Raw genomic sequence first — 14,715 nt, 5'->3', positions numbered from 1 at the left:
TTAATATATAATCGTAAATTTAAAATCCAGTGGGTTGAAGTATTTATCAAGATCTCGAATAAGATCATCCCCATGTTTCAAATACAAGGAAGCAAAGTTTTCCGTCCGTTCCTGTAATCCCCCGCCGGGAAACAGTTTATCTTTCACGCGTTCTATCTGTATAAGCGCATCTTCATGATTGTGCTTATCAGCTTTCAGCAGCTTCTTTTCCAAATTATTAATCGCTTTTTTCAAGCGTGCTTTTACCGCCTCCGTACTTGGACCCAAGCTCGGATCAATTTTATGTGCCCGCAATTTAATCTTTCCGAAGATGGCATTAAATTCCATCCACTCGTCACGCAAGTTTAACCGATGTTTCGTCTGCCGACGAACATAGTCATTCTTTAATACATCGGTTGGTTTAAAGATACTTTTGAATGTCAAATCTAACCGAAAAATCTTTCCCGCAATTTGATCATCTGTAATCATGGCAGAATTACGTGGAACGAGAATCGGAAAAGGAATTTGATAGTGATCAAAGTTAGCTTTCAATTGCAGCCAATACACAATCTCGGCCCCTCCGCCAATATACGCCAAATTTGGAAGGATAAGCTCCTGATACAAGGGGCGCATTACGACATTCGGACTAAATCGTTCAGGATGTTGTGCTATTTCTGCCCTTAACTCCTCTTCCGAAAAATAAAGATCACGGTGCAATACTTCAAACCTGCCATCTTCCGTCCGCACAATGCGCTCGCGAGATTCATCCGTTAAGTAAAAAAAGTTGATTTCCCGTGCGTGCACCTGGGTATGGTAGCCTAACTTCTCCAGCTGTCTAGATGTGTTTTCAATGGTTTTAAAACTATTCTCTTCAAAAATATCGGAAGCGATTATGGGTGCAAAAACCTTTTTTAACGCTTTAGCATCTGCATCCATAATGACCAATCCATACGGTTTGAACAGCTCATTTACCATATGCCGCGTAGCCGCTGCAAGAGACTGATTTTGAAGGTAAGCATGCTCCACGATCGTTTTTAATTTCTCCGCGTTGGCCGATAGCCCAAACGTCCCACAATATTGTTTTACGGTGTCGGCAATATCATCTGTGGACATCCGTCCCGTAGCAGAGACGGCTGGTGTGTCCCATATGATTCTCTTACCGAATACTTTCGTGTTATTGATTTCTGCAAAATCATGGTCCTCTGTTGCCATCCAATAGACGGGCACAAACGAATATTCCGGATACGCTTCTTTTAAATCTTTGGCCAACCGTATGGCTGTAACAATCTTAAAAATAAAATAAAGTGGACCTGTAAATATATTGAGTTGATGCCCTGTCGTGACTGTAAATGTCTTTTTATCTTCCAGCAACGTGATGTTAGCTTCCACTTCTGGAGATTGGGCCAAAAGCGATCCGTATTGCTTCCGAAGTTCTTTTGTTAATAATTCTCTATGAGAAAAACTTTTTTTTTCGGCTATCTGTTTCTTAAATCCTTCCAGTGTAGGTCTTTGCCCATAAAAAGACGCCAACTGTTCATCGTTGGCGAGGTATGCTAGAAGTGTTTGCGAAAAACTACCGGTATCACTATAATCAATGTATGTTGCTTTCATGTAATGTTATCTCTCCCGTAAAGTGTACTAATCGGGCTGACAATTTACATATTTTGCACGAAGCTACCACGGGGATACCTAAATTATAGCAAACGTTTGACGAAAGGCTATTTAATCACTTGTCCGTATAAATCAAAATCCTCCGCGCGGGTTACCCTTACTTGCACAAAATCACCGATACGTGCGTAATCTGTTTTCGCATCCAGCACCACTTCGTTATCCACTTCCGGTGAATCATATTCCGTACGGCCAATGAAGTAATCACCATCCACACGATCAATAAGCACTTTAAATGTTTGTCCGATTTTTTCCTGATTAATTTCGTACGAAATCCCCTGTTGTACCTCCATGATTTGCTCCACACGCGATTCTTTCTCCTCTTGCGGTACATCATCTACTAAGGTATGGGCATGTGTTTTTTCTTCGTGCGAATACGTAAAACAACCCAAACGGTCAAATCGGGTTTCTTCTACCCACTCCAACATTTCATTGAAATCTCGCTCAGTCTCTCCCGGATAACCGCATATTAAGGTTGTACGTAAGGCAATGTCGGGCACTTTATCCCGAATTTGATTGACCAGGTCAATTTGTTTCTGTTTGGTCGTTCCACGACGCATCGATTTCAACATAGCATCGGAAATGTGCTGTAAAGGCATATCCAGATAGTTACAGATATTCGAGCGCTCATTCATCGCATCCAAAATATCCATTGGAAAACCTGATGGATAAGCATACTGCAGGCGAATCCATTCTATGCCCTCTACATCAGATAAATGGCGTAACAAATCCGCCAGATTACGTTTTCCATAAATATCCAACCCGTAGTAGGTCAGGTCCTGCGCGATGAGGATCAGTTCTTTCGTTCCATTGGAAGCTAAAAACCTCGCCTCTTTCACTAAATCGTCAATAGATTTAGATACATGCTTACCACGCATCAACGGGATAGCGCAAAACGAGCAAGGACGGTTACAACCTTCTGCGATTTTGAAATAAGAAAAATGAGCCGGCGTGGACAACAGGCGCTCTCCTAATAGCTCATGTCGATAGTCTGCTCCAATTGTCGTCAGCAATTCTGGCAGGTCATTTGTTCCGAAATAGGCGTCAACGTTCGAAATTTCAGATTGAAGTTCTGGTTTGTACCGTTCGGATAAACAGCCCGTCACGATAACTTTGTTTATCTTTCCTTCCTCCTTTAATGCCGAATATTGTAAAATAGTATCAATAGATTCTTGCTTTGCATTGTCAATAAAACCACAGGTATTAATGACAACAATATCATTTGTCTGTATATTGGAAGCTTCATGCACAACTTCCATTTGGTTGCCTTTCAGCTGCCCCATTAACACTTCAGAATCGTGGATATTCTTGGAGCATCCCAACGTCACGACATTCACCCTCGGCCGACTCACCTGAGGAGCAACCTTTCTATTTTTTGTTTTCATTTCTATTCATTAAGATTACACGGATGCATAGCGTTTGTGTAATCAAAAATTATTTAAACAACGAATCGACGAAATCCTTTTTATTAAATAATTGCAAATCGCCAATTTTCTCCCCCACACCAATATATTTTACCGGAATCTTGAACTGGTCTGAAATACCGATGACTACGCCACCTTTTGCCGTACCATCTAGTTTTGTCAACGCTAAAGCATTGACGTCAGTCGCTTGTGTAAATTGGGTCGCTTGTTCAATGGCATTTTGCCCCGTTGAAGCATCTAGTACCAATAAGATTTCATGCGGAGCATCCGGCACAACCTTTTGCATCACATTCTTGATTTTGGTCAGCTCATTCATCAGGCCAACTTTGTTGTGCAAGCGTCCAGCTGTATCAATAATGGCTACATCATCGCCATTAGCTACAGCCGATTTAACCGTATCGTATGCAACCGAAGCAGGATCCGAACCCATCGGCTGGGCTACAACACGCACATCAACACGTTCACCCCACAATTTAATCTGATCTACAGCAGCAGCACGGAAGGTATCGGCAGCGCCCAATACAACCTTATTTCCCGCTTCTTTCAGCTGGTGGGCAAGCTTACCGATAGTGGTGGTCTTTCCTACACCGTTTACGCCTACGACCATAATCACATAAGGTTTGTGCACACCATATTCAAATGTTTCAAAGTCGTCACTGTTATTTTCCGCCAACAGTGCTTGTATCTCTTCTTTGAGTAAGCGATTTAAGTCTTCCGTGCCCACGTATTTATCGCGCGCAACACGTTGTTGGATACGTTCGACAATCTTCAAGGTTGTCGTTACGCCAACATCCGACATCACGAGCACCTCTTCGAGATTATCTAAAACTTCATCATCGATGGTCGATTTACCGACAACGGCTTTGGTTATCTTTGAGAAAAACCCTTCTTTGGTTTTTTCCAAACCTTTATCTAAAGCTTCTTGTGCCTCTACTGTTTCCTGCTTCTTTTTAAAAAAATCAAATAATCCCATGGAATAAAAAAAAGTAATAGGTAAATATACTAAAAAAGCCCTTTCGGTACATACCAAAACGGCTTCTCTTGTCTTTTAAAGAAAACTTTAAAAAGGAATAGCTGCTGCGCAACTTATTTTGCAGCTTCTGCTACAAACTCTTTTACCTTGTCGTTGTGAACCATACCTTCTTTGAAGGTATAAGCTCCCGTTTTGGCAGACTTAGTAGTTACGACAACCTTGGTAAATTCTTTACCGCCTCCTTTTTGTAACGATGCAACCGATTTCTTTGCCATTGTCTTATATTTTTAAGTGAGCTAATGCTCTAACGTTAATTACTTGATTTCTTTGTGAACAGTTACTTTTCTAAGCACAGGATTGAATTTTTTCAATTCTAGACGCTCTGTCGTATTTTTCTTGTTCTTTGTTGTGATATAGCGAGACATTCCCGGAAGACCACTTTCTTTGTGCTCAGTACACTCTAAGATTACTTGTACCCTATTTCCCTTTTTTGCCATTGTTTTACTTTATTTTAATCCCGAGGGATTAGATTTCATGAATATTTTGATAACAGGCGGTAATGATTAAATAGATCCTTTTTTGATAAATTTATCGATTACTGCTGTAATTCCTTTTTTGTTAATCGTCTTGATTGCTGAAGTAGATACTTTTAGCGTAATCCAACGATCTTCTTCTGGGATGTAAAAACGTTTAGTTTGTAAATTAGGATAAAACTTACGTTTAGTTTTAACGTTTGAGTGTGAAACGTTATTCCCTGTTAATGCCGCCTTGCCTGTTAAATCACAAATTCTTGACATGATATTTGATTTTTAATGTTGTTTCTCCAATCGCTCTTTTCACAAAGAGTTTGCAAATATCCATATTTCTTTTTTGAATTGCAAGCAATTAGAAGAATAATTTTTAGTTTTCCACAATTCACATTACGTTTTTCTGGTAAGGGTAACTTTTCCTTTTGTATATTTGTTTTTTTTTGGATACGACATGCTTCATAAAACGCAAGGAATCGCCCTCAAGACTACCAGCTATGCAGACAACAGTATTGTAGTTCATATTTTTACAGAAACGTTCGGCATGCAGTCTTACCTCATAAACGGAGCAAGGAAGCCCAAAGCGCGGATTCCAGCAAACCTCTTCCAACCTTTACACCTCCTGGACCTCGTTGTTTATTATAAGGAGAACAATGGGCTGCAACGTATCAAGGAAGCACACCCATACCCCCTATTAAAGGAAATACCTCTCGACATCACGAAAGGATCAATAGCGATATTTTTGAACGAAATACTATATAAGGTGCTTCGTCACCAATCGCCAGACGCTTTTCTCTTTAACTTCATACAGCAATCGATTATATGGCTGGATGAAACGGATCAACGTTTATCAAATTTTCATTTGATTTTCCTTATTAAGCTAAGCCGATTCCTTGGTTTTTTGCCGCTGCATCATCCTAATCAGAAATACCCATACTTTAATCTTTTGGAGGGTGTATTTGGTAACAATCTTCCCGCACACGGCCATGTATTACAGGAACCGCATACTTCCATTTTTATCCAATTGTTACAAACTGATTTCGAAGAATCACACCGCATCAAGATGAGAAAGGATGATAGAAAGTATCTTCTAGAAAAAGTATTAGAGTTCTATAGATTGCATACAGAGAACTTCGGCCAAGTAAATTCCTTGTACATTTTGGAAGAAATATTTAACTAAATGTTTCTATGTAACATTTTTATTGCTATTTTTAAGACAGCAAAAATAAAATTTGTTTACTTATTTACTTTACTTAAATCTACTGTTATGGACTGGTTTCTGAAAACATTAAAAGAAAACTATGCTAATTTCGATGGCCGGGCACGCAGAAAAGAATTCTGGATGTTCGTTTTATTTGTTTGGTTAATCTATGTTGCGCTCAGTATAGTAGGCGGTATCCTTTCGTATATCAGCTCTATTTTGGGCGGATTGGTATACGGTATTATGGGACTTGTCTCCCTTGGATTTCTTATTCCCAATCTAGCGGTGGCTGTCCGCCGCCTTCACGATACAGGGAGCCCTACATGGCACATTGTATTTGCCTTTATCCCGCTTGTCAACTTATATTTCCTTTATCTGATGATCAAAGAAGGCGACAAAGGTCCGAATGAATTTGGTCCAGATCCGAAAGAAAGTGGTGACGGCCCTAATCCATTTAGCAACTTCCCACCAACACCAGAAAGCAATCCATTTACGAACAATCCTAACACATAAATAAAAAAGCCAGACACAAAAAAAATAGCGTCTGGCTTTTTGCTATAATAAATACAAAAAAAGAAGCTGTTTCCCTCTTCGGAAAACAGCTCTTCACAATAAATATATTTGAAATCTAAATTAGATAAGCTTTACATTTACCGCATTGAGACCTTTACGGCCTTGTTCAACTTCGTAAGATACATGATCGTTCTCACGAACTTTGTCTACTAGTCCTGACACGTGAACAAAAATTTCACTCTCGCCAGAGTTAGGAACAATGAAACCGAAACCTTTGGCTTCATTAAAGAATTTTACTACACCTTCTTGCATTATTGTATTATATTATTAATGTATTGTCTCTAAAGGTATAAAATAATTTTTAATGTCTCTTTAATTTTTTTCAATTTTAAACGAAAAGCAGCTTGAACCGTCAAACAATACGCATGCAATTTTGTATTAGTAACAGTAAAAATAAAGAAAATGAAAAAAATAATCGGTTTAATTTTAGCAGTCTGTATGTTATCCATGTCCAACGCACAAACAAACAATTTCGAATCCAGTAGAAGAGTCTCCACGAGAGGTTATGCTGAAAAAGAGGTAACGCCTGATATTGTTTATATTTCCGTTTCATTAAAGGAATACTTTGTCGATGGTAACATCAAAAATAAAGTCACTATCGAAACACTGGAAAAGCAACTTTATGATGCTGCATTGGCTATCGGGGTTAAAAAAGAAGATTTCAACATCCAAAACATTTATAGCTATAATTATGACAGTTCGAAGAAAAAAGAAAACAAGCAGTTGCTACAGGCAAAACAATATAGGATCAAAGTGTCTAATCTCAACGGGCTGAACACCATGTTGGATCAAGTGGATCCTAAAGGTATACAAAGCACTTCGATAAACGGTTACGATCACTCTCAAAAGCGCCAAATTGAGAAAGAGTTGAAAGTTGCAGCAGTACAGGATGCTCGTGCCAATGCAGAGATCATCGCTACGGCTACTGGAGACAAAATTGGAAAAGTACTTGCCATTAATGACAACAGTTCGTTTGGCTGGAACGATATTTTGCCAACGCCACGTATGTACGCCATGTCAGCAAAAGCAGAAATGGGAGATGCTGCTTCGGCACAAGGAGAAAGCCTTGATATCAACGTACGCCCGATTAAGCTCACCTGTAACATCGATGGTATCTTCGAGCTTTTATAAAGCCTGCAACGTTAATATGAACAATAAGTTATCGTTCGACAAAGACAAAAGAATACGAGAACTAAGATGGGTGGAGCGGGTCTCCACCCTATTAGATAACAAATTCAATATAGGTGGGTTTCGTTTCGGGCTTGACCCTTTACTGAATTTTTTTCCTATCCTTGGGCAAACGATCACCTTTGCAACATCCGTTTTGTTAGTTCTGGTGATGTTCCGAAACGGCGTAAGTTCTAAAGCGGCAACCAAAATGCTGCTAAATACCATATTCGATGCTGTTATCGGTTCTATTCCTATTTTGGGGAACATCCTCGATTTCTTTTACAAAGCCAATCAGCGCAACATCAAAATATTAAGGGAGCATTATAACGAGGGTAAGCATCAAGGAAGCGCGAAGGGGATATTGACTGTTCTATTTCTCATGCTGCTTGCCCTGTGTATATTACTTTTTTATCTCTTATGGGTCTTTGGTGAGTGGATAATAGGAATCATTGCGCACTAATCGCTATTTTTGTACTTTATGATGAGCAAAACAAGAATATTTGCCCTAAGCATGATTGTACTCATGCTTATTGCTTTTTTCAGCAATCCAAAACAGGAGCAGCACGAAAAGATAGTAAGAGAAAAAGCGATAATGCTTCTTAAACAACAAGCGGGAAAACAAAACGAACAGGCAGTGGATTTTGGTATACAGCTTTTTGGAAATACCTTGATCGACCAATTCATGCAAAACCATGTAAAAGTCGAAAACTACTACCTTTTTTCCCTGACGAAAATTGGTGTGGGCCACCACGAAAGCACAATCGGGGGTGGAGCGTTTGGCACGATCTGGCTTAGCCCCAAGATAGATGAAAAAGCTGCCGAAATAGCCAAAATGATAAAAGAGGGGCTATAATGCTGGATATTCTATACCAAGATGAAGATTTAATTGCCATTAATAAACCACATGGTTTATTGGTGCATAGGTCCTCCATTGCTGCGGATGCCTCCGAATTTGCATTACAGCTCCTGCGAGATCAGATACAACAAACCGTATATCCAGCCCATCGTTTAGATCGCAAGACCGGTGGCATCCTGATCTTCGCTCGAAACAAGGAAATGGACTTGCTTATACAACAACTCTTTGCCGACAGAGATGTAACAAAAATATATTGGGCTATTGTGCGAGGTTATACCGATGACGATGGAAAAATTGATTACCCTCTCCGCAAGGAAAACGGCATCTTACAAGATGCCACTACGCACTACCGAACCTTATCCCGTACGGAGATTAATCTCCCTTTTGGAAAGCATCCTACTTCTAGATACTCATTAGTGGAAGTAAGACCCGAAACGGGTAGGATGCACCAAATCCGCAAACACCTCGCCCATATTTTCCATCCCATCCTAGCCGATAGACCTTACGGCTGCAATAAACAAAACAAACTTTGGAAAGAGCAATTTGCCATGGACACGATGATGCTCCATGCACGGAAATTAACCTTTAAACACCCACGGACCCGAGAAGAAATTAATATCGAAGCACCTCTGCTGCCGGAATTCATCCGTGTAAGACAAATTTTAGCACTATAGATAGTCTTTTTTACCTAAATTTGGGGAAATTTAGAACACTATGATTAGAAATGTTGCGTTAGCTGAGCACCATATAGCTCTTGGTGCTAAAATGGTACCTTTTGCGGGATTCAATATGCCAGTTCAATATTCAGGAATCAACGATGAGCATGAAACTGTTCGTAAGGCAGTGGGTGTCTTTGATGTGAGCCACATGGGCGAATTTATCCTGAAAGGCGAAAAAGCGATGGATTTGATTCAAAAAATATCATCAAATGATGTTTCTAAGCTATACGACGGCAAGATACAATATGCTTATATACCAAACGAAACAGGCGGAATTGTAGACGATTTTCTAACCTACCGCATTGATGAACAGACTTATTTGTTAGTTGTAAATGCATCCAATACAGAAAAAGATTGGAACTGGATCAACGCATACAACACATATGGCGTGGAAATGAAAGACATTTCTGATAAGACTTCGTTACTTGCGGTTCAAGGGCCTAAAGCCGCCGAAGCCTTACAATCGCTGACCGATATTGAACTAGCAGAGATGGAATACTATACGTTTAAAAAAGGTACATTCGCCGGCGTAGCTAACGTACTGGTATCAGCTACAGGTTATACTGGTGCTGGTGGATTTGAAATCTACGTGGCTAACGAAGATGCTAAGAACGTATGGGATGCAATCTTTGAAGCGGGTGCGGCATATGGCATCAAACCTATCGGTCTTGGCGCGCGCGATACACTGCGTTTAGAAATGGGTTTTTGCTTGTATGGAAACGATATTGATGATAACACATCCCCTTTCGCCGCAGGCCTAGGTTGGGTGACAAAATTCACCAGTGATTTTGTGAACTGTGAGAACTTAAAAGCCGAAAAAGAAAGCGGTGTTTCTCAGAAATTAATAGGTTTTGAAATGCTGGAACGAGGTATTCCTCGTCATGATTATCAAATTGTTGATGCAGAAGGTAATAAAATCGGGCGTGTAACCTCTGGTACACAATCGCCAACGTTGAAAAAGTCGATTGGTTTAGGTTACGTAGACACAGCCTTTGCTAAAGAAGGAACGGACATATATATATCCATCCGAAATCAAGCGATAAAAGCCGTCGTTAAAAAACCTCCTTTTGTGAAATAGAGATTTTATTATAACATTTATAGAGACGCAACGTGTTGCGTCTCTATTTTTTTCTTTTTGGTTGTTGTTTTCCCTCCCGAACACTTTTCTTCACGACCTTTAATAAGACCATTTTTAGGTAAATCAACACCACGAGCAAAGCTATGGAGATGAATAAAAAAAGATGGTTTCCGGATTGAAAGGACATGATGCCACTGTATACCAAAAAAGCAATGGCCAGATTCAAAACTATATTAAAGATAAAATATTTCGTCATATTTATTTTTTAGTAGGCTTTCCGACAACCTTTTCACGGATGAAGAAAAAATAAGCTATCCCAGCTATGATATTACCAAAGATGATAAAAATAATTAACAATAGCCGCTCCATATTGGTCAACTTTGCGGAGAGCATAATTTCCCGCAAAACCAAAAAGATCCACACCAAGGACAACAGCAACGCAATGCTTATCAAGATGTAAGCTAAAGAAAAGTTCAACATCCACAATATGAACGCTAGAATGTAGAAACCTAAGCTAAAATAAAATGATTGCTGAGTTTGGTGGATAAGATTCTTCATCCAACAAAAATACGAAATCTACGATTACGGGAAAATTCCCAATTCTTCATAAGCCACTCCGATCTTATCGATAGCGCAGATAAAAGCAGCTGTCCGTAAATCCTCCACCCCTTCCCGATTCTTATAAATGTCTCGAATCTCCCGATAAGAACCGATCATCGTATCTTCCAATCCAGAATGTACCAAATCTATTTCATCCGGTCCTCGCAAAATCGTTTTACGTTCCAGATCAGATACGCGTTTTCCTGTCGTAGATTCGATAATATCAATCAGTTCATTATACATATTTTCTTCGAACCGTTTTTCCAAACGACCGTAGCGTACATGACTTAAATTTTTTAACCACTCGAAATACGATACCGTAACTCCTCCGGCATTCAGATAAATATCTGGGATGACCAAAATTCCCTTATTATTCAAGATCACATCCGCTTCAGAGGTCAACGGTCCATTGGCTGCTTCCCCAATAATTTTCGCTTGTATCCTGTCTGCATTATCTTTATGGATCACACTTTCTAATGCGGCCGGAATCAGAATATCACAAGGTTGTTCCAATCCTTCTGCAGGATCTGAGAAATTAATAGCGCCCGGGTAATTAAGAATACCTCCTGTCGCTTGCCTATGAGCTTGTACTTGGTCGACGTCTAATCCATTTTCATCATAAATAGCGCCGTTATATTCAATTAAGCCAACAAGTTTTGCTCCTGCTTCTTGAAAATACTTTGCGGCATGATATCCTACATTTCCTAACCCCTGCACAATAATACGTTTACCGGCAATACCTGTAGTAAGCTCGAGTTTTTCCATATCCTCCTGAAAAGAGCATGCTTCACGAACACCAAAAAACACACCTAGACCAGTTGCTTCTGTTCGCCCTCGAACACCTCCTTGCGAGACCGGTTTTCCAGTAACACAAGCCTGTGCGTCTATATTATTAGGGTTAAGCGAAGAATAGGTGTCTACAATCCAGCTCATTTCACGAGCTCCGGTTCCATAATCGGGGGCGGGAACATCGATCCCCGGACCAATAAAATTTTTCTTACACAATTCGGATGTATATCGTCGTGTTATCTTTTCCAGCTCAAAATCGGAATATTTACGTGAGTCAATTTTTATCCCGCCTTTTCCCCCACCAAAAGGAACGTTTACAATAGCACATTTGTATGTCATCAACGCTGCCAATGCCATGACCTCTTCCTGGTCCACCTCCATACTAAACCGAATCCCCCCTTTACATGGAAGCTTATGATGCGAATGCTGTACCCGATAAGCTTCAATGACTTCAATACTCTCACCGATCTTAACCGGAAATTTCACCCGAAGGATCGAATTACATGCTTTAATTTGGGCAAGAATACCGTGATCAAATCGCGTAAATTGAGCGGCTTTGTCAAAATTCCGCTGAACACTTTCAAAGAAACTGTTGTTTGCTGTATTGGTTATTCCCATAACACTATTATTTATATATTTATGTTGGTTTTGCTTTATGCATTAAAATTAACAAACTTTAATCGAGTTAAGCATAAAATACACACAGCAACAAATATTTACGTTTTTTTTGTTGAAATATGATTTTTGTTTTTCATTACATAAAAAACAACGATATCTGCTAAGAGTTTTGCTTAAAAAAGGGAGATTTTTTGAAAAATAAAAAGGAGACAAAGCGCCTCCTTTAAACAATCGTTCAATATGGATATTAATAAACATCCATTTCCGGATCAATTTCTTCTTTCCATGCCAATATCCCCCCTGCCAAGTTGGATAAATTATCAAACCCCTGCTGTTCTAGCAACATAACGGCTTGAGCACTGCGTTTGCCACTGCGGCATTGAATAATAACAGGCTTATCTTTCGAAACCTTGTCTGCCTCGATTACAATCCCTGCTAACGGGATATTTAAGCCATTTAGATTAGAAACTTCATATTCAAAAGGCTCGCGCACATCAATAAGTTGGAAATCCTCATTGCGATCTATCATTTCTTTGAGTTCCTGAACTGTAACTTCTTTCATATTTTCTTGCTTTTCTTTTATCAAATATACTATTTTTAGAAACACGTAGTTGGATTCTATTATCAGTAGACTGCAAATTTTATACCTAACTACACTTAATATTGTACTATGAACAAAAAACTTTTACGATGGCCTCTTCCCCTTTTCCTACAACTATCCCTGTGTGCTTTTGTAACAGCACAAGTCGTGGAAACCACAGATGTGGAACGAATTATCTCCACATTAGCCGCCGATGATATGCGCGGAAGAGCAGCATTAAGCCCCGATATAGCTCGTGCGGCGGATTTTATTGCAGCAGAATTCCGGCAAGCTGATTTGCAGCCCTATGCCGAAGACAACTATCGTCAGACATTTGAAGTAACGAAAGTCTTTACGGAAACGGAGTCCATCAAAATCAATGGGAAAGCATTGGAAGCAGATGAGTTTATCGTCTTAAACAGTAACCCTACCCTATCTTGGAATCAAGATTCGGAAATCGAAGTTATGGAAATCCGTGCAGGAGATGATTTCTCTGAACGTTTCCGCGATATCGTGCGAAACAATCCAAACCACAACATGGTCTGGGTAGATCCATCATTTGCACCGATGCTCGCCCGTTTCAAAAAAATATTTTCACGTGAAAACGTCATTCCAAAACAAGCAAGTACAACCGATGGTCCTAGTAAAGTGTTTGCCGTTAAGCAAGAGAACACAAAGAGTTTTGAAGTAGAAGCAAAAACCGCACACGAAGATTTTCCGCTGTTCAACGTTGCCGCCGTCATTCCCGGAAGATCTAAAGCAGATGAATTTGTAGTTTTCTCCGCCCATTACGATCATATAGGTATCCTTGAACCAGTGGGAAAAGACTCCATAGCCAATGGCGCGGATGACGATGCTTCCGGCACGACTGCCATGATTGCCTTGGCTAAACATTTCAAAAAGAAGGACATCAATGAGCGTACCTTGATTTTTGTTGCCTTCACAGCAGAAGAGATCGGTATGTTTGGCTCTAAATACTTCTCCAATAATATTGATGCAGATAAAGTGGTTGCGATGATTAATATAGAAATGATTGGCAAGGACTCGAAATTTGGACCGAGCACCTTATATGTTACGGGTTACCATCACTCCAATCTCGCGGAACTGATGCAAGAAAATCTGAAAGGAACAGCTTTTACTTTCCATCCCGACCCCTATCCGCAACAAAACCTATTTTATAGAAGCGACAATGCTGTATTAGCAGCTTTGGGTGTTCCGGCACACACTTTCTCTACTTCACAGATTGATAAAGATGATTACTACCATACCGTGAAAGATGAGCTCTCAACATTGGATATTCGGAATATAAAATCCAGCATCGAAGCCATTGCTCAAGGTGTTGTCGGAATCGTTACAGGAGAGCAAACACCTTCGCGTGTAGAGAAATTGAAAGACTAAATCTCTTCGCCTATACAAACATATTCATCTGCATTAAACTCCAGATAAATAAAACCGTCCTGTTCTGTTACAAATTCATTAGGGTTCATATGCCTGAGTCCGACGACCGATTTTAGCCGGTTTTCCGGAGCGAAAACACGCGTGCCTGCTTCTTTCCATTTTTCGTAGCGGTGGCGAACATACACCCATCGCCTACCATGAGACAATACAACGATATTAATCAACGTACAATACGTTTCTAATGCCTCATCAAGCGCATTGCATATGATATTAACGGCTTTGTGGTTGCGCTGAATAAGATAATCCAGCGCGTCAGGTATAAATCCCTTTTTTATTGGAAACGTCTGGATTTGCTCTTGCGGGTATACTCTTTCTTGCAGACTGAATACGACATCCACTTTAATATCTGCAGCTAAAAAGAAATCTATGGTATCATCATTAGCGATTATAGTAGGACTCCATTCCAACAGCTGCCCTATATATTCTTCATCGAGTGCCTCATAAGAGGCTACGATCATAGCTGGCTCTTGATTTTCTCTAACAATATGATGTGAAGACATTT

At 39.9% G+C, this 14,715-nt stretch carries 19 protein-coding genes; 8 read left to right on the top strand and 11 right to left on the bottom strand.

Annotated elements, in window-relative coordinates; translation table 11 throughout:
- From bshC to rpmB, 6 genes are all read right to left on the bottom strand, one after another.
- Positions 1 to 1,590 carry a bacillithiol biosynthesis cysteine-adding enzyme BshC gene (gene bshC, locus FXV77_RS05050; RefSeq protein ID WP_148918117.1) on the bottom strand — a complete coding sequence of 530 codons (1,590 nt, stop codon included), beginning with the start codon at positions 1,588 to 1,590 and terminating at the stop codon, positions 1 to 3.
- A 107-nt stretch (positions 1,591 to 1,697) separates the two neighbouring features.
- Positions 1,698 to 3,032 (bottom strand): 30S ribosomal protein S12 methylthiotransferase RimO, encoded by a 1,335-nt coding sequence (gene rimO / locus FXV77_RS05045; protein WP_148918116.1) that lies wholly within the window; start codon positions 3,030 to 3,032, stop codon positions 1,698 to 1,700.
- 49 nt (positions 3,033 to 3,081) lie between these two features.
- Positions 3,082 to 4,044: a signal recognition particle-docking protein FtsY gene (ftsY, locus tag FXV77_RS05040; protein WP_148918115.1), complete on the bottom strand. Its 963-nt coding sequence runs from the start codon at positions 4,042 to 4,044 to the stop codon at positions 3,082 to 3,084.
- A gap of 113 nt (positions 4,045 to 4,157) precedes the next feature.
- Positions 4,158 to 4,319, bottom strand: coding sequence for a DUF4295 domain-containing protein (locus FXV77_RS05035; protein ID WP_130142179.1), 162 nt, complete (start codon positions 4,317 to 4,319; stop codon positions 4,158 to 4,160).
- A gap of 39 nt (positions 4,320 to 4,358) precedes the next feature.
- Entirely contained in the window at positions 4,359 to 4,541 is a 183-nt protein-coding gene (rpmG, locus tag FXV77_RS05030; RefSeq protein WP_002998409.1) for a 50S ribosomal protein L33, read from the bottom strand.
- 66 nt (positions 4,542 to 4,607) lie between these two features.
- The gene (rpmB, locus tag FXV77_RS05025; RefSeq protein WP_130142180.1) at positions 4,608 to 4,841 is read right to left on the bottom strand and encodes a 50S ribosomal protein L28; all 234 of its coding nucleotides are present in this window, start codon (positions 4,839 to 4,841) and stop codon (positions 4,608 to 4,610) included.
- Positions 4,842 to 5,025: 184 nt separating this feature from the next.
- Here rpmB and recO point away from each other — a divergent pair, with 184 nt between their 5' ends.
- Both recO and FXV77_RS05015 read left to right on the top strand, forming a co-directional pair.
- Entirely contained in the window at positions 5,026 to 5,751 is a 726-nt protein-coding gene (recO, locus tag FXV77_RS05020; protein ID WP_148918114.1) for a DNA repair protein RecO, read from the top strand.
- Positions 5,752 to 5,838: 87 nt separating this feature from the next.
- A complete protein-coding gene (locus FXV77_RS05015) occupies positions 5,839 to 6,285 on the top strand; it encodes a DUF805 domain-containing protein (protein WP_148918113.1) in 447 nt (148 codons plus the stop codon).
- Positions 6,286 to 6,405: 120 nt separating this feature from the next.
- Here the strand turns inward: FXV77_RS05015 and FXV77_RS05010 are convergent, their stop codons facing one another.
- Positions 6,406 to 6,597: a cold-shock protein gene (locus FXV77_RS05010; protein ID WP_148918112.1), complete on the bottom strand. Its 192-nt coding sequence runs from the start codon at positions 6,595 to 6,597 to the stop codon at positions 6,406 to 6,408.
- Between the two features lie 150 nt (positions 6,598 to 6,747).
- Here FXV77_RS05010 and FXV77_RS05005 point away from each other — a divergent pair, with 150 nt between their 5' ends.
- The 5 genes from FXV77_RS05005 to gcvT are packed head-to-tail and all read left to right on the top strand — an operon-like array spanning position 6,748 to position 10,168.
- The gene (locus FXV77_RS05005; RefSeq protein WP_148918111.1) at positions 6,748 to 7,476 is read left to right on the top strand and encodes an SIMPL domain-containing protein; all 729 of its coding nucleotides are present in this window, start codon (positions 6,748 to 6,750) and stop codon (positions 7,474 to 7,476) included.
- A gap of 16 nt (positions 7,477 to 7,492) precedes the next feature.
- Entirely contained in the window at positions 7,493 to 7,975 is a 483-nt protein-coding gene (locus tag FXV77_RS05000; RefSeq protein ID WP_148918110.1) for a DUF4112 domain-containing protein, read from the top strand.
- A gap of 18 nt (positions 7,976 to 7,993) precedes the next feature.
- Complete coding sequence (locus tag FXV77_RS04995) at positions 7,994 to 8,368, top strand: DUF4359 domain-containing protein (protein WP_148918109.1); 375 nt, start codon at positions 7,994 to 7,996, stop codon at positions 8,366 to 8,368.
- Positions 8,368 to 9,045, top strand: a complete 678-nt coding sequence (locus FXV77_RS04990) for a pseudouridine synthase (protein ID WP_148918108.1) — start codon at positions 8,368 to 8,370, stop codon at positions 9,043 to 9,045. The genes FXV77_RS04995 and FXV77_RS04990 overlap by 1 nt, the downstream gene beginning before the upstream one ends.
- Positions 9,046 to 9,085: 40 nt before the next feature.
- A complete protein-coding gene (gene gcvT, locus FXV77_RS04985; RefSeq protein WP_148918107.1) occupies positions 9,086 to 10,168 on the top strand; it encodes a glycine cleavage system aminomethyltransferase GcvT in 1,083 nt (360 codons plus the stop codon).
- Between the two features lie 43 nt (positions 10,169 to 10,211).
- Here gcvT and FXV77_RS22005 read toward each other — a convergent pair whose 3' ends face one another.
- The 3 genes from FXV77_RS22005 to FXV77_RS04970 form a co-directional block, all read right to left on the bottom strand.
- Positions 10,212 to 10,424 (bottom strand): DUF6358 family protein, encoded by a 213-nt coding sequence (locus FXV77_RS22005; protein WP_187444012.1) that lies wholly within the window; start codon positions 10,422 to 10,424, stop codon positions 10,212 to 10,214.
- 326 nt (positions 10,425 to 10,750) lie between these two features.
- Positions 10,751 to 12,175 (bottom strand): Glu/Leu/Phe/Val family dehydrogenase, encoded by a 1,425-nt coding sequence (locus FXV77_RS04975; RefSeq protein WP_148918105.1) that lies wholly within the window; start codon positions 12,173 to 12,175, stop codon positions 10,751 to 10,753.
- 247 nt (positions 12,176 to 12,422) lie between these two features.
- On the bottom strand, positions 12,423 to 12,737 hold the full coding sequence (locus FXV77_RS04970; protein WP_148918370.1) for a rhodanese-like domain-containing protein: 315 nt from the start codon (positions 12,735 to 12,737) through the stop codon (positions 12,423 to 12,425).
- A gap of 108 nt (positions 12,738 to 12,845) precedes the next feature.
- Here FXV77_RS04970 and FXV77_RS04965 point away from each other — a divergent pair, with 108 nt between their 5' ends.
- Entirely contained in the window at positions 12,846 to 14,153 is a 1,308-nt protein-coding gene (locus tag FXV77_RS04965) for a M20/M25/M40 family metallo-hydrolase (protein ID WP_148918104.1), read from the top strand.
- Here the strand turns inward: FXV77_RS04965 and FXV77_RS04960 are convergent.
- Positions 14,150 to 14,713, bottom strand: coding sequence for a thiamine diphosphokinase (locus tag FXV77_RS04960; RefSeq protein ID WP_148918103.1), 564 nt, complete (start codon positions 14,711 to 14,713; stop codon positions 14,150 to 14,152). The two genes, FXV77_RS04965 and FXV77_RS04960, sit on opposite strands and share 4 nt — an antisense overlap.
- Positions 14,714 to 14,715: the final 2 nt, after the last annotated feature.

The sequence above is a fragment of the Sphingobacterium phlebotomi genome (assembly GCF_008180195.1).
Taxonomy (GTDB): domain Bacteria; phylum Bacteroidota; class Bacteroidia; order Sphingobacteriales; family Sphingobacteriaceae; genus Sphingobacterium; species Sphingobacterium phlebotomi.
This window is presented reverse-complemented; position numbering and strand designations above follow the sequence as displayed.